This is a genomic window from Pseudomonas sp. 14P5.3.2, assembly GCF_057799175.1.
In genome coordinates, this window is the sequence record NZ_JBYOKU010000002.1 from 282,595 (window position 1) to 302,801 (window position 20,207).

19 protein-coding genes are annotated in these 20,207 nt (G+C 61.3%); 10 read left to right on the forward strand and 9 right to left on the reverse strand.

Annotated elements, in window-relative coordinates; translation table 11 throughout:
- Positions 1-70: 70 nt before the first annotated feature.
- The 6 genes from AC27VU_RS02970 to AC27VU_RS02995 all read right to left on the reverse strand — a co-directional run bounded on the left by AC27VU_RS02970 (position 71) and on the right by AC27VU_RS02995 (position 5,725).
- On the reverse strand, positions 71-850 hold the full coding sequence (locus AC27VU_RS02970) for an N-acetylmuramoyl-L-alanine amidase (protein WP_201136146.1): 780 nt from the start codon (positions 848-850) through the stop codon (positions 71-73).
- A gap of 100 nt (positions 851-950) precedes the next feature.
- Positions 951-3,044: a GGDEF domain-containing protein gene (locus AC27VU_RS02975; RefSeq protein ID WP_488723365.1), complete on the reverse strand. Its 2,094-nt coding sequence runs from the start codon at positions 3,042-3,044 to the stop codon at positions 951-953.
- The gene (locus tag AC27VU_RS02980) at positions 3,041-3,919 is read right to left on the reverse strand and encodes an endonuclease/exonuclease/phosphatase family protein (RefSeq protein ID WP_103483967.1); all 879 of its coding nucleotides are present in this window, start codon (positions 3,917-3,919) and stop codon (positions 3,041-3,043) included. Before AC27VU_RS02980 ends, AC27VU_RS02975 begins: the two co-directional genes overlap by 4 nt.
- Before the next feature lie 14 nt (positions 3,920-3,933).
- A complete protein-coding gene (locus AC27VU_RS02985) occupies positions 3,934-4,575 on the reverse strand; it encodes a thiol:disulfide interchange protein DsbA/DsbL (RefSeq protein WP_262142557.1) in 642 nt (213 codons plus the stop codon).
- 200 nt (positions 4,576-4,775) lie between these two features.
- Positions 4,776-5,387: a c-type cytochrome gene (locus tag AC27VU_RS02990; RefSeq protein WP_262142558.1), complete on the reverse strand. Its 612-nt coding sequence runs from the start codon at positions 5,385-5,387 to the stop codon at positions 4,776-4,778.
- 32 nt (positions 5,388-5,419) lie between these two features.
- Positions 5,420-5,725, reverse strand: a complete 306-nt coding sequence (locus AC27VU_RS02995) for a c-type cytochrome (protein ID WP_041073683.1) — start codon at positions 5,723-5,725, stop codon at positions 5,420-5,422.
- A 191-nt stretch (positions 5,726-5,916) separates the two neighbouring features.
- Here AC27VU_RS02995 and yihA point away from each other — a divergent pair, with 191 nt between their 5' ends.
- Entirely contained in the window at positions 5,917-6,567 is a 651-nt protein-coding gene (gene yihA / locus AC27VU_RS03000; protein ID WP_003220309.1) for a ribosome biogenesis GTP-binding protein YihA/YsxC, read from the forward strand.
- Between the two features lie 410 nt (positions 6,568-6,977).
- On the opposite strand, the gene polA is transcribed toward yihA, so the two are convergent.
- Entirely contained in the window at positions 6,978-9,782 is a 2,805-nt protein-coding gene (polA, locus tag AC27VU_RS03005; RefSeq protein ID WP_488723366.1) for a DNA polymerase I, read from the reverse strand.
- 74 nt (positions 9,783-9,856) lie between these two features.
- Here polA and AC27VU_RS03010 point away from each other — a divergent pair, with 74 nt between their 5' ends.
- Positions 9,857-10,153 carry a DUF2782 domain-containing protein gene (locus tag AC27VU_RS03010; RefSeq protein WP_003220313.1) on the forward strand — a complete coding sequence of 99 codons (297 nt, stop codon included), beginning with the start codon at positions 9,857-9,859 and terminating at the stop codon, positions 10,151-10,153.
- Positions 10,154-10,214: 61 nt separating this feature from the next.
- Positions 10,215-11,168, forward strand: a complete 954-nt coding sequence (locus AC27VU_RS03015) for a homoserine kinase (RefSeq protein WP_400499079.1) — start codon at positions 10,215-10,217, stop codon at positions 11,166-11,168.
- A 91-nt stretch (positions 11,169-11,259) separates the two neighbouring features.
- Here the strand turns inward: AC27VU_RS03015 and AC27VU_RS03020 are convergent, their stop codons facing one another.
- Positions 11,260-12,180 carry a zinc ABC transporter substrate-binding protein ZnuA gene (locus AC27VU_RS03020; RefSeq protein WP_103484039.1) on the reverse strand — a complete coding sequence of 307 codons (921 nt, stop codon included), beginning with the start codon at positions 12,178-12,180 and terminating at the stop codon, positions 11,260-11,262.
- Between the two features lie 66 nt (positions 12,181-12,246).
- Between AC27VU_RS03020 and AC27VU_RS03025 the strand changes: the two genes are divergently transcribed.
- The 4 genes from AC27VU_RS03025 to AC27VU_RS03040 are packed head-to-tail and all read left to right on the forward strand — an operon-like array spanning position 12,247 to position 15,046.
- Entirely contained in the window at positions 12,247-12,729 is a 483-nt protein-coding gene (locus tag AC27VU_RS03025; protein ID WP_003220319.1) for a Fur family transcriptional regulator, read from the forward strand.
- Positions 12,729-13,514 carry a zinc ABC transporter ATP-binding protein ZnuC gene (gene znuC, locus AC27VU_RS03030; RefSeq protein ID WP_226500692.1) on the forward strand — a complete coding sequence of 262 codons (786 nt, stop codon included), beginning with the start codon at positions 12,729-12,731 and terminating at the stop codon, positions 13,512-13,514. Before AC27VU_RS03025 ends, znuC begins: the two co-directional genes overlap by 1 nt.
- Positions 13,507-14,295, forward strand: a complete 789-nt coding sequence (gene znuB / locus AC27VU_RS03035; RefSeq protein ID WP_003220321.1) for a zinc ABC transporter permease subunit ZnuB — start codon at positions 13,507-13,509, stop codon at positions 14,293-14,295. The genes znuC and znuB overlap by 8 nt, the downstream gene beginning before the upstream one ends.
- Before the next feature lie 37 nt (positions 14,296-14,332).
- Positions 14,333-15,046, forward strand: a complete 714-nt coding sequence (locus AC27VU_RS03040) for a PA5502 family lipoprotein (protein WP_338800449.1) — start codon at positions 14,333-14,335, stop codon at positions 15,044-15,046.
- Between the two features lie 95 nt (positions 15,047-15,141).
- On the opposite strand, the gene katE is transcribed toward AC27VU_RS03040, so the two are convergent.
- Positions 15,142-17,283, reverse strand: a complete 2,142-nt coding sequence (gene katE / locus AC27VU_RS03045; RefSeq protein ID WP_488723367.1) for a catalase HPII — start codon at positions 17,281-17,283, stop codon at positions 15,142-15,144.
- A 260-nt stretch (positions 17,284-17,543) separates the two neighbouring features.
- Between katE and AC27VU_RS03050 the strand changes: the two genes are divergently transcribed.
- From AC27VU_RS03050 to AC27VU_RS03060, 3 genes are all read left to right on the forward strand, one after another.
- A complete protein-coding gene (locus AC27VU_RS03050; RefSeq protein ID WP_027610230.1) occupies positions 17,544-18,551 on the forward strand; it encodes a methionine ABC transporter ATP-binding protein in 1,008 nt (335 codons plus the stop codon).
- Complete coding sequence (locus tag AC27VU_RS03055; protein ID WP_003220331.1) at positions 18,551-19,225, forward strand: methionine ABC transporter permease; 675 nt, start codon at positions 18,551-18,553, stop codon at positions 19,223-19,225. The genes AC27VU_RS03050 and AC27VU_RS03055 overlap by 1 nt, the downstream gene beginning before the upstream one ends.
- Before the next feature lie 78 nt (positions 19,226-19,303).
- Complete coding sequence (locus AC27VU_RS03060) at positions 19,304-20,074, forward strand: MetQ/NlpA family ABC transporter substrate-binding protein (protein ID WP_400509657.1); 771 nt, start codon at positions 19,304-19,306, stop codon at positions 20,072-20,074.
- Positions 20,075-20,207: the final 133 nt, after the last annotated feature.

Here is a 20,207-nt window from a genome sequence, read left to right on the forward strand (position 1 = left end):
ATATCCGAAGAATTACCAATGAGTTATAGCTGCTGATTACGGTTTCGCCCTGACCGTCGGGCGGGCGTCATTATTTTGTCTGGTTGAGTACCAGCAACAACGCGGCTGTTTGTGCGTCCGGCATACCGTCGAAACGTGAAGGGCGGAAGTGCATCTGGAAGGCGGCGAGTACATGACGGGTCGCGACATCCAGCTCGCCGGTTTGCGGAGTGTCGTAACCGACGCGCGCCAGCTGTTCCTGAAACCAGCTGATGCTCGGCAGTTCGGCGCTGAACTGCGCCTGCTGGCGGGCCACCGCTTGTTCATTGGGCCATACGCCCAGGCCTTCGGCAGCCAGACGTTTCCACGGGAACAGTGGGCCGGGGTCGAGTTTGCGCAGGGGGGCGATGTCGCTGTGACCGATGATATGGCGCGGGCTGATGCCCTGGCGTTGGCTGATGTCCTTGAGCAGAACGATCAGTGACTGGATCTGCGCTTCGCTGTACGGGAACCAGCGGCGCCCGGTCGGCGTGTCCTTGAAGCCCGGATTGACGATTTCGATGCCGATCGAGCTGGAGTTGAGCCAGGTGCGGCCCTGCCACTGACTTTCCCCGGCATGCCATGCACGCTGGTTTTCATCCATCAGTTTGTAGATGGTGGCGCTTTTGTCGTCGCCGATCAGGTAGTGACTGCTGACTTCGCCGTGGGTCAACAGCTGCAGCGAACGTGCGAGCGATGCAGAGGTGTAATGCACGATCACGAACTGCACGCGGCTGTCGTGATTGGCCGAAGGATGGCTGGTGTCGTAACGCGGGGCGCTGGCACAACCGGCCAGAATGAGCAGCGACGCGAGGAGGGCAAAAAATTTCATGGCAGAAGACAGTACACGCAAGACAGTAATGCAACAGTGTAACGTACTGCCTTGCGTCTCGACGGCCGACGAGCTGATTTAAACAAAATGGAACAATTGCTCAGCCCAGTTCGACCCGATTGCGCCCGCCGTTTTTCGCGCGGTACAGCGCCTGATCGGCTCTTTTGAGCACCAGATCGCTGTGTTCTCCCGTCCTGAACGACGCCAGGCCCATGGAAATGGTGATCGTCACCCGTTCACCCTTGAAGTGAAACGGGCAGGCTTCGATCGCCGCGCGCAGGCTTTCCAGCAGTTTGGCGCCCACGGCCGGCGTGGTCGCCGGCAGCAGCAGAACGAATTCTTCGCCACCAAAGCGGGCAATGAAATCTGCACCGCGCAGGCGTTTGCGCAGTACGGTGGCGATGATCTTCAGTACCTTGTCGCCGGCCAGATGGCCGTAGTTGTCGTTGATGCGCTTGAAATGATCGAGGTCGAGCATCGCCAGACTCAAGGTATTGCCGTGTTGCTGCCACTGCTTGATCTCGTGTTCCAGCCGTTCGCTCCAGGCGGCGCGGTTGGGCAGGCCGGTCAACGGATCAATCAGGGCTTTCTGCCGTTGTTCTTCGAGGTGTTCGCGGAAGCCCAGGGCTTCCTGCTCCATGTGCGCCACGCGCTCGGCCAGACCCTTGAGACGTGCCGCCACTTCCTGCTCGCGGGCATCGCGTTGTTTCTGGTGCTGATCCATGGTGCCGAGCAGGCCTTCGAGATGGTTCTCCAGCACCTGCTTGAGGTCATCCAGATCAGCCGCCTCCTGCATGCTGGTCTGCAAGCCGTCGACTTGCTCGCGGATCTGCGTGTCCATCGCCCGCGCCGCCGAGCTGTTGTCGGCGTGGCCCTCGCTGGCCGCCTGCAAATTGCTCTGGAACGCTTCGAGGCGTTCGTTGAGTTGTTGCAGATAGGCTTCGAACTCGTGCTGGCCGCTGTCGGTGATGGCCAGCATCAAGGTCGCAAGATCGTCGAGAATCGGCAGCAGTTCGTACCAGTTCAGGCCATTTTTCAAACGGTCGCGCATCGCCTCGGCCTGCGGGCGATGACGCTCGGGCAAGGTCAGGTCGTCGAGCAGCCCGATCAGCGTGTCTTCAATGTGTTTGGCCACCGAGCTGTAGGACGGCTCCGGCGAGTCGGGCAGGGCGTACAGTATGTCTTGCTCGGGTTGCTCCGGATCGATAGCGGCCAGGGCCTGGGCGATCGGTTCGGGCAGGGGCAGGCTGTCGAGCAGCAACGGTGTCGGGCTGTCACCAGGGTGGATCAACTCGTCGGGGTTGATCGCGGCAACCAGCGCTGGTGATGTGATCGGGGTGGCCGGCCGCGCGACTTCCGGTTCGGTTGCCGGCAGTGCGGGCGCGGCAGCGGGTTCGCTGATCGGCTCGACCGCAACCACGGGTGGTACAAATGAAACCACGGGCGATTCGGCCTGGGGTTGCACGGCTGGCGTTTGCTGAAGCTCAGCCTCCGGTGGTTGCGCTATGGTCTCTGCGGTGAGCGGCGCTGCCGGCACCGGTTCGATTGCTTTTGTCGGCACTGGCGCGGGCACGGGCACGGGCACGGGCTCTGGCGCAGGTCCCGCGCTGGGTGGCGCGGGCGCTTGAGGCTGATCCGGGGCCGGCGGCGCGGTTGTTGCCTCTTCACTGTCGCGGCTACCAAACAAACGCTGCAGAAAGCCCGGACGGTCCGGCTCGGCCGGTGTTTCCAGCTGGCTTAACGCCTTGCCCTGCAAACCGCTGAGTTCGCTCAGCAGCAGCGGCATTTCCCGCGCCTGACCGACCCGGCTGTCGAGTTGCTTGGCGAATTTCTTCAGGGGCTGGGCGACTTCCCGAGGCAGCGGCAAGGCTTGCAGTTGGGTGACCAGTGCGGTCAGCGCGGTGCTGACCTGATCGATTCGGGTCTCGCGACGCTGCTCGGAGTCGAGCACGGCTTTTTCCAGGCGCGGCAGCAGGGCAGCGAGGCCAGCGTCCATGTCGTCGGTGCGCACCACGTCGCGCATCTCTTTCATGCACTGATCAACGACTTTGTCGGTGCCTTCAGCGGCCAGCGTGCTGCGCACCAGACCGCGACGCAGCAAGTCGAGCCGGGCTGCCCAGCGACGTTCGAGCTTGTCCTGTTGTTCGATGCTTTTAAGGTACTTCTCTTTCCAGCGCTGGGCGTCGTCGCTCATTCAGGGGTTCCGCGAGGGGCAGGACTCATCGCGGGCAATGCATCGGCCGTGAGCGAACCCGGCAGACGGATCTCTACCGCGACCGGCAGGTGATCGGAAATGGGTTGAGCCAGCACTTCGACCTTTTCCAGGGTCAGGGTCGGGCTGAGCAAAATATGATCCAGGCAACGCTGCGGCCGCCAGCTGGGGAACGTCGCTTCCATCTGCGGGGCCAGCAGGCCGAGATCGCGTAACGGTGAGTGTTGTAGCAGATCACTGGCATGGGTGTTCATGTCGCCCATCAATATCTGGTGCTTGTAGCCACCGATCAGATCGCGAATGTAGGCCAGTTGCAAGCTGCGCACCCGGGCGCCGAGGGCCAGGTGCATCATCACCACCACCAGCGCCTCCGGACCTTCGCCGAAGCGCAGCAGGATCGCGCCGCGACCTTTCGGGCCGGGTAGCGGATGATCTTCGATCGCCCACGGCTTCAGGCGACTGAGCACGCCATTGCTGTGCTGGGCCAGTCGGCCGAGGTTGCGATTGAGTTGTTGATACCAGTAGGGGAAGGCGCCGAGGTGGGCCAGGTGTTCGACTTGATTGACGTAGCCTGAGCGCAGGCTACCGCCATCGGCTTCCTGCAGGGCGACCAGATCGAAGTCGCCAAGCAGGTCGCCGATTTTTTGCAGATTGCCTGAGCGCCCGGTGTGCGGCAGCAGATGCTGCCAGCTGCGGGTCAGGTAGTGCCGATAGCGCTCGGTGCTGATGCCGACCTGGATGTTGAAGCTGAGCAAGCGCAGACGATGGTCTGCGGGCAGGCCCGTGGACTCCAGGTGATGCTCGTTGACCTGCGGATCATGCAGGCCAACGATGCGTTCGGTGCCCCAGCGGCGCATGGCGATTACCGCGCTTAGTTGGCAGCTGCCTTGTTGGCCGCTCGCTCTTTGGCGATCAGTTGATCAGCCAGTTGCAGCGCTTCTTTCTCGCCACCGGCAGAGCCGACGTCAAAGCGGTATTTGCCGTTGACGATCATGGTTGGAACGCCGGAGATTTCATACTTCTTGGCCAAATCTTTGGCTTTTACGATCTGACCCTTGATGGCGAACGAGTTGAAGGTGGCCAGGAACTTGTCCTTGTCCACGCCCTGAGTGGCAAGGAAGTCAGCCATGTCTTCGGGCTTGGTCAGAGGTTTGCGTTCTTTCTGGATGGCATTGAATACCGCAGCGTGAACCTTATGCTCGACGCCCATCGCTTCCAGGGTCAGGAACATCTGGCCGTGAGCATCCCACGCGCCGCCGAACATGGCCGGAATACGCACGAAGTTGACGTCGGATGGCAGTTTTTCAACCCAGGGATTGATCACTGGCTCGAAGGAGTAGCAGTGCGGGCAGCCGTACCAGAACAGCTCCACCACTTCGATCTTGCCAGGCTCTGCCACCGGCACCGGGTTGGCCAGCTCGACGTAAGGGGCGGCGGGTGCTTCGGCAGCCTGGGCGGTGAAGCCGAACAGGCTGGCAGCGACGAGAGCGGCGCTGATGATCAGATTACGCATGCTTTACTCCTGGACAATTTTGGTCGCCTCGCGCGACCTGTTTTCAGACAGATCCTGGCGGGCATGAGTTCTGTAGTGTAACGGCAGCGGCCACAAAAAAGGGCAGCCAAAGCCACCCTTTTTATACTTGCTGCGACGGATTAATCGAGCGTTAACGTTGCAGGAGATGTCCATCAGCGTTAACGCTCGATTCAGGGCGGTTAGTGCAGGCCCTGGATGTAGCTGGCGACCGCGGCGATGTCTTCGTCGCTCAGTTTGCGTGCGATGGTGCGCATTGGCATGGAGTCGCCGTCGTTTGCGCGACCGCCTTCTTCCTTGCGGAACTCGGTCAGTTGTTTGGCGATGTATTGAGCGTGTTGGCCACCCAGGTGCGGGAAGCCTGCGGCGGCGTTGCCGGCACCGTTCGGCGAGTGGCAGCCGGTACAGGCTGGCAGGCCTTTGTCCAGGTTGCCGCCACGGAACAGGGCTTCACCACGCGCGACGATTTTTGGATCGGCGGCGCCGACGCTACCTTTCTGGCTGGCGAAGTAGGCGGCGATGTCAGCCAGATCCTGATCGCTCAAGTTGGTCAGCAGGCCGGTCATTTCCAGAACGACGCGCTTGCCCGATTTGATGTCGTGCAACTGCTTGTCAAGGTAGCGTTCACCTTGACCTGCCAGTTTCGGGAAGTTTGGCGCCATGCTGTTGCCATCCGGGCCATGGCAGGCTCCGCATACGGCAGCTTTCGCCTGGCCGGCGGCGGCGTCACCGGCAGCATGGGCGAAGCCTGAAATTCCCACGGTCAACAGCAGACTCACGATCAATTTGTTCATCAGCTAATCCAACTACGGCTAAGGGTTAAGAGTTATGGACCGGGTTTACTCTCGCTCATCCAAAGGATGATGGCCTGGTAATCCTCGGCACTGCAGTCCATGCACAAACCACGCGGCGGCATCGCCTTGAAACCCTGGGTCACGTGTTGCACCAGCGTCTCCATACCTTTCGCCAACCTCGGCGTCCAAGCTGCCTGATCGCCTCTTTCGGGCGCCATGGGTAGTTGGCCGGAATGACAGGCACCACAAACACGGTTGTACACGGCTTCCGGTTCCTGTGTAGCCTGTGCGCCGCAAAGCGGTATCAGGACTCCGGCAGCCAGCAGCCATTTCGTCATAAAACGACCTTTTCAGGGTTGAGAGCGTTCTGCGTTCTGATGCGCAATCAAGGTCTTTGGCTCTCGTGAACTTCATCCTTCGCTGGGACAAAGCACACACAAAATCTGCGGCATTATATACTGGCGTCACTGAAACGGAAGCGACACCGCGTTCCGCGCCCAATCCCGGCGCCGCCCACATCGGAAATCCCATGCAACTCAAGAATCCCATCCTCGGCCTGTGCCAACAGTCCACGTTCATGCTCAGTGCCGCCAAAGTCGATCAATGCCCTGACGACGAAGGCTTCGAAGTGGCGTTCGCCGGTCGTTCCAACGCCGGTAAATCCAGCGCACTGAACACCCTGACTCACGCCAGCCTGGCGCGCACCTCGAAAACCCCGGGTCGCACACAGCTGTTGAACTTCTTCAAGCTAGACGATGAACGGCGTCTGGTCGACCTGCCGGGCTACGGTTATGCAAAAGTACCAATCCCGCTCAAGCAACACTGGCAGCGTCACCTCGAGGCTTACCTCGGTGGCCGCGAGAGTTTGAAGGGTTTGATTCTGATGATGGACATCCGTCATCCAATGACCGATTTCGATCTGCTGATGCTCGACTGGGCCGTTGCCGCCGGCATGCCGATGCACATTCTGCTGACCAAGGCCGACAAGCTGACCTATGGCGCCGCCAAGAACACGCTGCTGAAAGTGCAGTCGGAAATCCGCAAGGGCTGGGGTGATCTGGTGACGATCCAGCTGTTCTCGGCGCCAAAACGCATGGGCCTGGAAGAGGCCTACACTGTGTTGGCAGGCTGGATGGAACTGGCTGACAAGGGCGCCGAAGCGGCGACCGAGGCAGAATAAGGGAATATCAAAACTGTCTGTGGTGCTGCCAGGCAAGGCAAAAGTGCAACAAAAAAGCGGAGTTTAGGGGACCTAAATGAGCATTTTTTGTTGCGCTTTTAACGCAGCATGGCTGCGCCACAGGCAGTTTTGAGGCAAAAAAAGCCCCGGACTTCATATGGGGAGGGAGAAGTTCCGGGGTTCAAGTTCCGAACCGCTAGGGCGGGGTTCAGATATCTGCCAACACTTAACACAACATAGGAGCATTGAAGGGCTTCACCAGCCATTCAGTATCTCTGAGTAGTGAGTTGTCAGATTAGTTCAGATTTTTTTCAAAAAGCTTTGGAATAACCCCAAGCGCGTTTCGAAATAAGCGCGTTTCGGGCGTTTGCCGCGACGGTGTGTCGCGGCAAACGTCCGGGCCAGATGCCTTAGTGCGCTTCATCCCAGTTGTTGCCGACGCCGACTTCCACCAGCAACGGCACGTCCAGCTTCGCCGCTTCGCTCATGTGCAGACGGATTTCCTGGCTGACCTGATCGACCAGATCCTCGCGAACCTCCAGCACCAGTTCGTCGTGCACCTGCAGGATGACTTTGGCGTCCAGCCCCGAAGCCGCCAGCCAGTTATCCACCGCCACCATGGCTTTCTTAATGATGTCGGCGGCGGTGCCCTGCATCGGCGCGTTGATCGCCGTGCGCTCGGCCGCAGCGCGTTCCTGCGGCTTGTTCGAGTTGATTTCCGGCAGATACAGGCGGCGACCGAAGAAGGTCTCGACATAGCCCTGATCAGCGGCCTGCTTGCGGGTGCGCTCCATGTATTCGCGCACACCCGGGTAGCGGGCGAAGTAGGTGTCGATGTAGGCCTTGGCGGTCTTGGTGTCGACGCCGATGTCCTTGCCGAGCTTCTGCGCGCCCATGCCGTAGATCAGGCCGAAGTTGATCGCCTTGGCGCCACGGCGCTGGTCGGAAGTCACTTCATTCAGCTCAACCTTGAACACTTCAGCGGCGGTCGCGGTGTGCACGTCCAGATTGTTGCGGAAGGCGTTCATCAAGCCTTCGTCTTTGGACAGGTGGGCCATGATCCGCAGCTCGATCTGCGAATAGTCCGCCGCCAGCAGTTTGTAGCCCTTTGGCGCAACGAATGCCTGACGGATACGCCGGCCTTCAGCGGTACGCACCGGAATGTTCTGCAGGTTCGGATCGCTGGAGGACAGGCGCCCGGTAGAAGCCACGGCCTGGTGGTACGAGGTGTGGATACGCCCGGTGCGCGGGTTGATCTGCTCCGGCAGGCGATCGGTGTAGGTGCTTTTCAGTTTGCTCATGGAACGGTGTTCCATCAGCACTTTCGGCAGACGGTGATCATCCTCGGCGAGCTTGGCCAGCACTTCCTCAGCGGTCGATGGCTGGCCCTTGGCGGTTTTCTTCAGCACCGGCAGGCCGAGCTTTTCGTAGAGGATCACGCCCAACTGCTTCGGCGAGCCGAGGTTGAATTCTTCCCCGGCGATCTCGAATGCTTCGCGCTCCAGCGCGACCATCTTGTTGCCCAGTTCAATGCTCTGGATGCCGAGCAGCTCGGCGTCGACGAACGCGCCCTGACGCTCGATGCGCGCCAGCACCGGCACCAGCGGGATCTCGATGTCGGTCAGCACACTGGCCAGGCTCGGAATCGCGCTGAGTTTGTCGAACAGGGTCTGGTGCAGGCGCAAGGTGATGTCGGCGTCTTCGGCGGCGTACGGGCCGGCCTGCTCCAGAGCGATCTGGTCGAAGGTCAGCTGCTTGGCGCCTTTGCCGGCGATGTCCTGGAAGCTCACGGTGGTGTGATCCAGATACTTCTGCGCGAGGCTGTCCATGTCGTGGCGGGTGGCGGTGGAATTGAGCACGTAGGACTCAAGCATGGTGTCGAAAGCGATGCCGCGCACGGTGATGCCTTCGTTCTGATCACCGCCGATGGCGCAGTTGGCCAGAATGTTCATGTCGAACTTGGCGTGCTGGCCGACCTTGAGCTTGTTCGGGTCTTCCAGAATCGGCTTCAGCGCGCGCAGCACGGTGTCGCGATCCAGTTGCTCGGGCACGCCGATGTAGGAGTGGGTCAGCGGGATGTACGCCGCTTCGTTGGCCTGCACCGCGAACGACAGGCCGACCAGTTGCGCCTGTTGCGCGTCGATGCCGGTGGTTTCGGTGTCGAAGGCGAACAGCTTGGCGTTGTTCAGTTTCTCCAGCCAGACGTCGAAACGCGCCTGATCGAGGATGGTTTCATACGCTGCTTCGGTCGGAGCGGCAGGGGCTTCTTCTGCCGGCGCGCTGAACAGATCGCCAGCCGGCGCAGGCTCGGCGGCCGCGTTCAGTTCCTGGCGCTTGGCGTCGCGATCCAGATCATTTAGCCAGCTCTTGAATTCCAGCAGGGTGTAGAGCTCGTAGAGCTTGGCCGGGTCTTCTGGGCCCATTTGCAGGTCGTCGAGGCCGATGTCCAGCGGCACATCGACCTTGATGGTCGCCAGTTGATAGGAGAGGAAGGCCATCTCCTTGTGCTCTTCGAGCTTGGCCGGCAGGGTCTTGGCCCCGCGAATCGGCAGGGTCGGCACGATGTCGAGATTCGCGTAAAGCTCGGTGAGGCCACCGTTGACCCCGACCAGCAGGCCGGAAGCGGTCTTCGGGCCGATGCCCGGTACGCCCGGGATGTTGTCGGAAGAATCGCCCATCAGCGCCAGATAATCGATGATCTGCTCGGGAGCGACGCCGAATTTCTCCTTCACGCCCTCCACGTCCATCGAGCTACCGGACATGGTGTTGACCAAGGTAATGTGACCGTCGACCAGTTGCGCCATGTCCTTGTCGCCGGTGGAGATGATCACCGGACGATCCGCCGCAGCGCTGCTGCGCGCCAGGGTGCCGATCACGTCGTCAGCCTCGACGCCTTCCACGCACAGCAGCGGGAAGCCGAGGGCGATCACGCTCTGGTGCAGCGGCTCGATCTGCACGCGCATGTCGTCGGGCATGCTCGGGCGGTTGGCCTTGTATTCGGCGTACATCTCATCGCGAAACGTCCCGCCCTTGGCGTCGAAGACCACGGCGAACGGGCTGTCCGGGTACTGCTTGCGCAGACTCTTGAGCATGTTCAGCACACCTTTGACCGCGCCGGTCGGCAGGCCTTTGGAGGTGGTCAGTGGTGGCAGTGCATGGAACGCGCGGTACAGGTAAGACGAACCGTCCACCAGGACGAGGGGGGCTTGGCTCATGAGCAGAATCAACCTTTTCGGCGGGCCCGGCGCTAGAATAGCGGGACCGTTGACGACAAAGGGACAAGGTTATCATGCGTACGTTAAATCGCTTGCTGCTGGTCAGTTTGATTGCTGTCTCACCGCTGGCCGCGATCGCGGCGGATGATGCGCCGTCAAAGGAGCCGGAAGTTACCATTAACACGCACACCGAAGGTGACAAGGTCATTCAGGAATACAGCCGCAGTGGCTTCGTCTATGCGATCAAGGTCACGCCGAAGGGCGGTAAACCGTATTTCCTGGTGCGCGCCGATGGTTCGGACGCGAACTACATCCGTTCCGACCAGCCGGATATGCTGATTCCGTCGTGGGAAATCTTTACCTGGAAGTAAGATTCCCGACTTTTAATCGGCGCCGCTTGATCGCGGCGCCCGAACTGAGCAGTTTTTAACCATGTCTGTGTTCACCCCCCTGGCTCGGCCCGAGCTGGAAACCTTTCTCGCCCCTTACGGGCTCGGCCGTCTGCTTGATTTCCAGGGGATCGCCGCCGGCAGCGAAAACACCAATTTCTTTATCAGCCTGGAGCAGGGCGAATTCGTCCTGACCCTGGTCGAGCGCGGCCCGGTGCAGGAAATGCCGTTCTTCATCGACCTGCTCGACGTCCTGCACGAGGCCGATCTGCCGGTGCCCTACGCGCTGCGTACCACTGACGGCGTGGCGCTGCGTGAGCTCAAGGGCAAACCGGCGCTGCTGCAGCCGCGCCTGTCCGGCAAGCACATCAAGGTCGCCAACGCCCAGCATTGCGCGCAGGTCGGCGAGTTGCAGGCGCATCTGCACCTGGCGACCCAGGGCGAGCGCATGATCAAACGCAAGACCGACCGTGGCCTGGACTGGATGCTGGAGGAGGGCACCGAATTTCTCTCGCACCTGAGTGACGAGCCGCGTGCGTTGCTGCACAAGGCACTGGAAGAAATCACCCTGCAGAAAGACAAAATTCTCGCGCTGCCACGGGCCAACATTCACGCCGACCTGTTCCGCGACAACGCGATGTTCGAAGGCACGCACCTGACCGGGTTGATCGACTTCTACAACGCCTGCTCGGGGCCGATGCTCTACGACGTGGCGATTGCCTTGAATGACTGGTGTTCGGACGAGGAAGGCCTGATTGACGGGCCGCGTGCCCGCGCATTCCTCGGTGCCTATGCGGCGCTGCGTCCGTTCACGGCCGCTGAAGCGGAGCTATGGCCGACCATGCTGCGCGTGGCCTGTGTGCGGTTCTGGTTGTCGCGGTTGATCGCCGCCGAGCAGTTTGCCGGGCAGGACGTGCTGATTCACGATCCGCAGGAGTTCGAGCAGCGTTTGGCGCAGCGGCAGCAGGTGCATACACCGCTACCTTTCGCCCTTTAAAAGCTTCGCGAGCAAGCTCGCTCCCACAGGGTCTCGGCGATCCTGTGGGAGCGAGCCTGCTCGCGAATGGGGGCAACACCTATGCCGGGGATTACAACGATTCCAGGCACCCGGCCAAATCGTTGCCCAACTTCTCCAGCACCTGCTCATACCCCTGAGCTGTCGCCGGCGTATAGCCGCCCAGTGCATCCAGCTCCGCCAGCTTCACCGGCAGGCCTGCCACCAGGGTTTCCGCCAGGCGCGGACGCAGCGGCGGTTCACTGAACACGCAGGTCTTGCCCACTTCCTGCAGGCGCTTGCGCATCGCGGCGACATGCTGCGCGCCCGGTTGGACTTCGGCGGCCACGCTGAACACGCCAGTGTGCTTCAGGCCGTAAGCGTCTTCGAAGTAATCGAACGCCTCGTGGAACACGAAGTACGGTTTGCCCTCGACATCGGCCATGCGCTTCTTCAAGCGTGCATCCAGTGCGTCGAGGCGCTCATCGAAAGCCTTGGCGTTGCTCTGATAGCGTTCGGCGTTGGCCGGATCGGCTGCGCTGAGGTCGGCAGCCATTTTCTCGGCAATGACCCGCGCGTTGACCGGCGATAGCCACAAATGCGCGTCCAGCGTGCCCGGGCGATGATCGTGATCATGCTCGTCGGCGTCTTCGGCGTGGGAGTGGCTGTCTTCGGCGAAGCGGCGCAGCTTCATGCCCGGCAGATCCTGCACGGCCACGCTTGGCAGCGTACGACCGTTGAGTACCCGTGGCAGGAAACCTTCCATGTCCGGGCCGATCCAGTACAGCAGATCCACCGATTGCACCTTGCGCACGTCGGACGGGCGCAGCGCGTAGTTATGTGGCGAAGCGCCCGGCGGCAGCAGCACTTCGGGAATCGCCACGCCGTCCTGCACGGCCGCGGCAATCAGCTGCAGCGGTTTGATGCTGGTGAGGACCTTGACCTCGGCCTGAGCCGAACCGATCAGCAGAAAACTGGCGATAAACGCCACAAAAACAGAAAAAAGTCGGGACACGATGACCACTCAAGGAGGCGAGAACGGGTAACATAATAACGTCTCTATCAAAACTCGTCGCCGCCCATGCCTATTACACCGATTGCCAGCCGTCCACACGACCACTCTCATTGCGTGCACAGCGCACTGACCGAGGCCGATACCTTGTGCGCCCAGAAAGGCCTGCGCCTGACTGCGTTGCGCCGGCGGGTGCTGGAGCTGGTGTGGCAGAGCCACAAGCCGCTGGGCGCCTACGACATTCTGGCGGTGCTCAGCGAGCAGGACGGCCGCCGCGCCGCGCCGCCGACCGTGTACCGCGCGCTGGATTTCCTCCTGGAAAATGGCCTGGTGCACCGCATTTCTTCGCTCAACGCCTTTGTCGGTTGCGTGCATCCGGAACATGCGCATCAGGGCCAGTTCCTGATCTGCCGCGACTGCCACGCCGCCATTGAGCTGGAACAGAAAGCTATCAGCGACGCGATCATCAATAGCGCCAAGGATGTCGGTTTCATCGTCGAAGCACAGACCGTCGAAGTGGTCGGCCTGTGCTCCGGTTGCCAGGGGGCCTGATGAGCAACCCGTTGATCCGTCTGGAGCACGTCGCCGTCACGTTTGCCGGGCAGACCGTGCTGGACAACATCGAGCTGAGCGTCGAGCCGGGGCAGATCGTCACCCTGATCGGCCCCAACGGCGCCGGCAAGACCACACTGGTGCGCGCCGTGCTTGGCCTGCTGAAGCCCGACAGTGGCAGTGTCTGGCGCAAGCCGAAACTGCGCGTCGGCTACATGCCGCAAAAACTTCACGTCGACCCGACCTTGCCGCTGTCGGTGCTGCGCTTCCTGCGTCTGGTGCCGGGTGTTGATCGCCCGCGTGCGCTGGCTGCGCTGAAGGAAGTCGGCGCCGAGCACGTTATCGACAGCCCGGTGCAGAACGTTTCCGGCGGCGAAATGCAGCGCGTGCTGCTGGCCCGGGCGCTGTTGCGCGAGCCGGAGTTGTTGGTGCTCGACGAGCCGGTGCAGGGCGTGGATGTCGCCGGCCAGGCCGAGCTGTACAGCCTGATCACTCGCCTGCGCGACCGGCATGGTTGCGGGGTGCTGATGGTCTCGCACGATTTGCATCTGGTGATGAGCACCACCGATCAGGTGGTCTGCCTCAACCGACACGTCTGCTGTTCCGGGCATCCGGAGCAGGTCAGCGGCGATCCGGCGTTCGTCGAGCTGTTCGGCAAGAATGCGCCGAGCCTGGCGATCTATCACCACCATCACGACCACGCCCACGACCTGCACGGTTCGGTGGTCAAGGCGCCCGCTGCGGGCCACACCCACGTTCACGGAGACCACTGCAAGCATGGCTGATTTTCTGTTGTATGCCCTGCTTGCAGGTCTGGCGCTGGCGCTGGTGGCCGGGCCGTTGGGTTCGTTCGTGGTCTGGCGGCGCATGGCCTATTTCGGCGACACCCTGTCCCACGCCGCGCTGCTTGGCGTGGCCCTGGGCTTTCTGCTGGATGTCAGTCCGACGGTGGCGGTGACCGTCGGCTGCCTGCTGCTGGCGGTGCTGCTGGTGACGTTGCAGCAGCGTCAGCCGCTGGCGTCGGACACGCTGTTGGGGATTCTCGCGCCGAGTACGCTCTCTCTTGGCCTGGTGGTACTAAGCTTCATGCATGAAGTGCGGATCGACCTGATGGCCTATCTGTTCGGCGACCTGCTGGCGATCAGTCCGACCGATCTGGCGTGGATCCTCGGTGGCAGCGCGGCAGTGCTGGTGCTGCTGGTGACGCTGTGGCGGCCGCTGCTGGCGATTACCGTGCATGAGGAATTGGCCAGGGTCGAAGGCCTGCCGGTGGCGGGTCTGCGCATGGCGCTGATGCTGTTGATCGCGGTGGTGATCGCGGTGGCGATGAAAATCGTCGGTGTGTTGCTGATTACTTCGCTGTTGATCATCCCGGCGGCTGCGGCACAACGTCACGCCCGTTCGCCGGAGCAGATGGCGCTGGGCGCGAGCCTGCTGGGCATGCTCGCCGTGTGTGGCGGGCTGGCGCTGTCATGGTTCAAGGACACCCCGGCGGGGCCGTCAATCGTTGTGACGGCAGCCGCACTGTTTCTGCTGAGTTTTGTTCTGCCCCGTCGAGGGGTGTAGACTTGCTCGCTTTTTGCGCAAATAGAGAGTCGCAGGAATGAAGCCGTTCGCCTCCCGTTATCTGCTCCTTGTCGCATTTTCCGTGCTGCTGGGCGCCTGCCAAAGCACGCCGCCGGTGGCCGAAGCCCCCGACGCGCGGGCCACGGCCATCGCACAGCTGGAGCAAAGCCTGGCCAGCAGCGAACTGGCCACAGCCGAAGACCAATTGGCCGCCTTGCAGGCACAGAACCCCAACGATCAGTCGCTCGAGCAGTACCAGCGCCAGTTGGCCGAGGCCTACCTGCGCCGCAGTCAGATCGTGTTGCAGAAAGGTGATGTGAACGCGGCAGCGACCGCACTGAGCCGTGCTCGCGCCCTGATGCCCAAGGCCCCGGCGCTGACCGGTGGCGTAAACGGCGCGATCACCGAAGCCCGTAAAGCCGAGCTGGAGAAAGCCGAAGCGGCGCTGCTGGCAGCCGAAGCCAAACCGAAAGCCAAGGTCATCGATCCGACTGCCGAAAGCACCACGGTGGCGCTGAACATCAACGATAGCCGCAAGCTTCGCCGGCAACTCGACGCGATCGCCGCCGATGTGGTGAATTACGAATGTGCCGTGAGCATTCAGGCACCGCGCACTCAGGATTACCCTTGGCTGGCGACTCTGCTGAGCAAGCGGGTGAAGAAACTGAATCCGGATTTCGAGTTGCGCATCGAGAAGCAGATTCTGCGCGCGGTGCCTGCGCAGATGGTTCTGATTCCAGCTAAACCCTGAAAAGCTTCGCGAGCAAGCCCGCTCCCACAGGTCCAGCGTGAACCCTGTGGGAGCGAGCCTGCTCGCGAAAGCGTCCTCTCAGGCAGCCAGTTTTCTTAAGCTGGAACAGCTTTGGCCTTAGGCTCGCGATCCCAAACCCGATGCTGCCCGATCGCCGCGAAGAACGGCTTGGTCAACCCCGGCACATCCTTGCCCTGCAGCAACCCCGCATCCGCCTCAAGCTTCAGCAGATCCTGCAACTGCTTGGCCTCGCCGTGCAGCGCAATCGCCTTCAGGTGCTTGTACGCCTCCAGCAGGTAGTGCAACGCCACACCGTCAGCGCTCAACGCCTTGATCGACGCCGCGCCACCGGGCACGAACACCGCATCGAAGATCACCGAAGGCATGCCTTCCATGGAAGCGTCCACCGGCAGGGCTTTGCCGTCGGCCGTCTTCACCGGTGCCGAAGTCGGGCCGAGCAGCTTGGCGTGGGCACCTTCCGCTGCCAATGCCTTCTTCATCGCATCAATTGCCGCACCATCGACGCCGTTCGCCGCAAGAATCGCCACTTTCCGGGTTTTGATGTTCTCTGGCAGCAGATTGGCCTGACTCAGCGCTGGCGAATGATCGAACGAAGTCTTGCGCACCTCGACCGTACCTTTGCTTGGCGCCGGCAGCCCGAGGTTGGCCGCCACACGTTTGGCCAGTTCCAGGTCGATATTGGCGAGAATCTCATTCACCTGCCGTGCACGGATGAACTCGCGCTCAACCTTGCCCAGCTCGAAGCTGTAGGCGGCAATGATGTGTTCCTTCTCATGGTCACTCATGCTGTTGAAGAACAGCCGTGCCTGCGAGAAGTGATCGCTGAACGATTCGCTGCGCTGGCGGATCTTGGCGGCGTCGATGCGTTCCGGATAAGTCTCGAAACCACCGTCCTGCGCGGCTGGCGGGGTCTCTTTCGGCCAGCCGCCATCGATCGAGTTCGGCTCGTAGGACGCGCGCCCCTTGTCGATCACCGTGCGGTGTTGGGCATCGCGCTGGCCGTTGTGGAACGGCGCGACCGGGCGGTTGATCGGCAGCTCATGAAAGTTCGGCCCACCGAGTCGGCTGATTTGCGTGTCGGTGTAGGAAAACAGCCGGCCTTGCAGCAGCGGATCGTTGGAGAAATCGATCCCCGGCACGATGTGGCCCGGGCAGAACGCAACCTGTTCGGTCTCGGCAAAGAAATTGTCCGGGTTACGGTTCAGGGTCATCTTGCCCAGCGGGGTGATCGGCACAATTTCTTCGGGGATCAGCTTGGTCGGGTCGAGGATGTCGAAATCGAAGTCGTGCTCGTTTTCCTCTTCGATGATCTGCACTCCCAATTCCCATTCCGGGTAATCGCCCATCTCGATGGCTTCCCAGAGATCGCGACGGTGGTAGTCGGTGTCTTTACCGGCGAGCTTCTGCGCCTCGTCCCACACCAGCGAGCAGGTGCCGGCGGTAGGGCGCCAGTGGAATTTGACGAAGCGCGATTTGCCCTCGGCGTTGACCAGGCGGAAGGTGTGCACGCCAAAGCCCTGCATGCTGCGCAGGCTTTTCGGAATCGCCCGGTCGGACATCGCCCAGATCACCATGTGCGCCGATTCCGGCACCAGCGAAACGAAGTCCCAGAACGTATCGTGGGCCGAGCCGCCGGTCGGGATCTCATTGTGCGGTTCGGGTTTTACCGCGTGGACGAAGTCGGGAAACTTGATCGCGTCCTGAATGAAAAACACCGGCATGTTGTTGCCGACCAGATCGAAGTTGCCCTCGTCGGTGAAGAACTTCACCGCGAAACCGCGTACGTCACGCACGGTATCGCCGGAACCGCGCGGCCCCTGCACTGTGGAAAAACGCACGAACACCGGGGTCTTTTTCCCCGGATCCTGCAGGAAGCCGGCCTTGGTCAGCGTCGAATGGTTCTCGTAGGCCTGAAAGAAACCATGGGCGCCAGTACCGCGCGCGTGAACGATGCGCTCCGGAATTCGCTCATGGTCAAAATGCGTGATCTTTTCCCGCATGATGAAGTCTTCCAGCAACGACGGCCCGCGCGGGCCGGCCTTGAGGGTGTTCTGGTTATCGGCGACCTTAACTCCCTGATTGGTGCGCAGGGCCTGGCCGGTCGCGTCGGAGCGAAACTTCTCCAGACTGTCGAGTTTGGCGTTGGTGTTGGCGCGATCCTTGGTATCGGTTCCGGCCAGTTGGCTTTTGTCGGTCGTAGGTTTCTTGCTGCTCATCAGACGTAGACTCCTCGGTTGACCCCGTTTCAACGGGGACTCTTGAGCGTTTCCGGGCACGGTTACCCAGGGTTTCAAGTCGCTTAACTAGTGACCAATGAGCAGGAATGGGCGTTCCTTTTTTATGACCTTTGATCTTGTTATTGCCAAATCGAAGGTTAATTGCGAAATAAATGCTAAGAACCTCTATACGGACAGGCTAAAATGCGCGCCCGGCTAACCGCTGATCCTTTTCTAACGCGCCCCACAAGGTTCGCTACGTGATCGAGTTTCAAAACGTCCACAAAACTTACCGCGTCGCCGGTAAGGACATCCCCGCCCTGCACCCGACCAGTCTTTCGATTGAAAACGGTCAGGTCTTCGGCCTGATTGGCCATTCCGGTGCGGGAAAAAGTACCCTGCTGCGTCTGATCAATCGCTTGGAAGACTCCAGCGGCGGCAAGATCATCGTCGACGGCGAAGAAGTCACCGCGCTGGACGCCAACGGCCTGCGCCGCTTCCGTCAGCAAGTCGGGATGATCTTCCAGCACTTCAACCTGCTCGCCTCCAAGACCGTGGCCGACAACGTCGCGCTGCCCCTGACTCTGGCGGGCGAGCTGTCGAGCAGCGAGATCAATCAGCGTGTCGCCGAGTTGCTGGCGCGGGTCGGTCTGTCCGATCACGCCAAGAAGTACCCGGCACAATTGTCCGGCGGCCAGAAACAGCGCGTCGGCATCGCCCGCGCCCTGGCGACCAAGCCGAAGATCCTGCTGTGCGACGAGGCCACCAGTGCTCTCGATCCGCAGACCACCGCCTCGGTCCTGCAACTGCTGGCCGAGATCAACCGCGAACTGAAGCTGACCATCGTCCTGATCACCCACGAGATGGACGTGATCCGTCGCGTCTGCGATCAGGTGGCAGTGATGGACGCCGGGGTGATCGTCGAGCAAGGCTCGGTGGCCGATGTGTTCCTGCATCCGCAGCACCCGACCACCAAGCGTTTCGTCCAGGAAAGCGAGCAGATCGACGAAAGTGAACAGCGCGATGACTTCGCTCACGTGCCGGGTCGCATCGTGCGTCTGACCTTCCAGGGCGAAGCAACCTACGCGCCGTTGCTCGGTACCGTTGCCCGGGAAACCGGGGTCGACTACAGCATCCTCGCCGGTCGCATCGACCGCATCAAAGACATTCCTTACGGGCAATTGACCCTCGCCGTCACCGGTGGCGACATGGAAGCGGCCTTCGCCCGCTTCACCGCCGCTGACGTTCACATGGAGGTGCTGCGTTAATGGAAGCCCTGATGAGTTTCTTCACCAATATCGACTGGTACGAAATCTGGCTGGCCACCGGCGACACCATGCTGATGCTTGGCGGATCGCTGCTGTTCACCGTGTTGCTCGGCTTGCCTTTGGGCGTGTTGCTGTTCCTCTGCAGTCCGCGTCAGTTGCTGGAAAGTCGTGGCCTCTACGCCTTCATGTCGCTGGCGGTGAACATCCTGCGCTCGCTGCCGTTCATCATTCTGCTGATCGTGATGATCCCGTTCACCGTGCTGATCACCGGCACTTCGCTGGGCGTGGCCGGTGCGATTCCGCCGCTGGTGGTAGGTGCGACGCCGTTCTTCGCGCGTCTGGTGGAAACCGCGCTGCGTGAAGTCGATCGCGGCATCATCGAAGCGACCCAGTCGATGGGCGCGACTACCCGTCAAATCATCATGAACGCCTTGCTGCCGGAAGCCCGTCCAGGCATCTTCGCAGCGATTACGGTGACCGCGATTACCCTGGTGTCCTACACGGCGATGGCCGGTGTGGTCGGCGCCGGTGGTCTGGGTGACCTGGCGATCCGTTTCGGCTACCAGCGTTTCCAGACTGACGTGATGATCGTCACCGTGGTGTTGCTGCTGATTCTGGTACAAGTGCTGCAAATGGTCGGCGACCGACTGGTCGTGCATTTCTCGCGCAAATAACCGGTTTTTGTAAATCAAGAGATGAGCCGGCCATTCGCTGGCAGGCGCCACACGGGCGCCTTATAAGGAGTTAGCTGAATGAAAAAACTGATCGCTGCTTTCGCTGCCGTAGCCGCTTTTTCGGCCCACGCTGAAACCCTGACCGTTGCCGCCACCCCGGTGCCGCACGCGGAAATCCTCGAATTCGTGAAGCCGGCCCTGGCCAAAGAAGGCGTGGAGCTGAAGGTCAAGGTCTTCACCGACTACATCCAGCCGAACGTACAGGTGGCCGAGAAGCGCCTGGACGCCAACTTCTTCCAGCACCAGCCGTACCTCGATGAGTTCAACAAGGCCAAGGGCACCAACCTGGTGGCTGTGACCGGCGTGCACCTGGAGCCGCTGGGCGCCTACTCGAGCAAGATCAAGGATCTGAAAGACCTGCCAAGCGGCGCCAACGTGGTGATCCCGAACGACGCCACCAACGGCGGCCGTGCGCTACTGCTGCTGGCCAAGGCCGGCCTGATCACCCTGAAGGATCCGACCAACATTCTGTCGACCCCGAAAGACATCGCGCAGAACCCGAAAGACCTGAAAATCCGTGAGCTGGAAGCCGCGACCATCCCGCGCGTGCTGACCCAGGTCGATTTGGCGCTGATCAACACCAACTACGCGCTGGAAGCCAAGCTCGATCCGTCCAAGGACGCGCTGGTGATCGAAGGCAACGACTCGCCGTACGTCAACATCCTGGTGTCCCGTGCCGACAACAAGGACAGCGACGCGATGCAGAAACTGGCTGCTGCCCTGCACAGCCCGGAAGTGAAGAAATTCATCACCGAGAAGTACAAAGGCGCGGTGTTGCCGGCGTTCTGATACAGATAGTTGCAATGAAAAGGGGACGCCAATGGCGTCCCCTTTTTTGTGCCCGGAACACCGTCCCTGTGGGAGCGGGGGTGGTTGGGGAGAGGGGGGGGGGGGGGGAGGGGGTGATTGGTGGCACGGACCC

What these genes read in the sequence shown, in the direction of transcription:
- AC27VU_RS02980 (WP_103483967.1), bottom strand. Translation starts at nt 3,919, where the DNA reads ATGCGCCGCTGGGGCACCGAACGCATCGTTGGCCTGCATGATCCGCAG.
- polA (WP_488723366.1), bottom strand. Translation starts at nt 9,782, where the DNA reads ATGAGCCAAGCCCCCCTCGTCCTGGTGGACGGTTCGTCTTACCTGTAC.
- katE (WP_488723367.1), bottom strand. Translation starts at nt 17,283, where the DNA reads ATGAGCAGCAAGAAACCTACGACCGACAAAAGCCAACTGGCCGGAACC.
- yihA (WP_003220309.1), top strand. Translation starts at nt 5,917, where the DNA reads ATGCAACTCAAGAATCCCATCCTCGGCCTGTGCCAACAGTCCACGTTC.
- AC27VU_RS03040 (WP_338800449.1), top strand. Translation starts at nt 14,333, where the DNA reads ATGAAGCCGTTCGCCTCCCGTTATCTGCTCCTTGTCGCATTTTCCGTG.
- AC27VU_RS03010 (WP_003220313.1), top strand. Translation starts at nt 9,857, where the DNA reads ATGCGTACGTTAAATCGCTTGCTGCTGGTCAGTTTGATTGCTGTCTCA.
- AC27VU_RS02975 (WP_488723365.1), bottom strand. Translation starts at nt 3,044, where the DNA reads ATGAGCGACGACGCCCAGCGCTGGAAAGAGAAGTACCTTAAAAGCATC.
- AC27VU_RS02990 (WP_262142558.1), bottom strand. Translation starts at nt 5,387, where the DNA reads ATGAACAAATTGATCGTGAGTCTGCTGTTGACCGTGGGAATTTCAGGC.
- AC27VU_RS02970 (WP_201136146.1), bottom strand. Translation starts at nt 850, where the DNA reads ATGAAATTTTTTGCCCTCCTCGCGTCGCTGCTCATTCTGGCCGGTTGT.
- AC27VU_RS02995 (WP_041073683.1), bottom strand. Translation starts at nt 5,725, where the DNA reads ATGACGAAATGGCTGCTGGCTGCCGGAGTCCTGATACCGCTTTGCGGC.
- AC27VU_RS02985 (WP_262142557.1), bottom strand. Translation starts at nt 4,575, where the DNA reads ATGCGTAATCTGATCATCAGCGCCGCTCTCGTCGCTGCCAGCCTGTTC.
- AC27VU_RS03015 (WP_400499079.1), top strand. Translation starts at nt 10,215, where the DNA reads ATGTCTGTGTTCACCCCCCTGGCTCGGCCCGAGCTGGAAACCTTTCTC.
- AC27VU_RS03025 (WP_003220319.1), top strand. Translation starts at nt 12,247, where the DNA reads ATGCCTATTACACCGATTGCCAGCCGTCCACACGACCACTCTCATTGC.
- AC27VU_RS03055 (WP_003220331.1), top strand. Translation starts at nt 18,551, where the DNA reads ATGGAAGCCCTGATGAGTTTCTTCACCAATATCGACTGGTACGAAATC.
- znuC (WP_226500692.1), top strand. Translation starts at nt 12,729, where the DNA reads ATGAGCAACCCGTTGATCCGTCTGGAGCACGTCGCCGTCACGTTTGCC.
- AC27VU_RS03060 (WP_400509657.1), top strand. Translation starts at nt 19,304, where the DNA reads ATGAAAAAACTGATCGCTGCTTTCGCTGCCGTAGCCGCTTTTTCGGCC.
- znuB (WP_003220321.1), top strand. Translation starts at nt 13,507, where the DNA reads ATGGCTGATTTTCTGTTGTATGCCCTGCTTGCAGGTCTGGCGCTGGCG.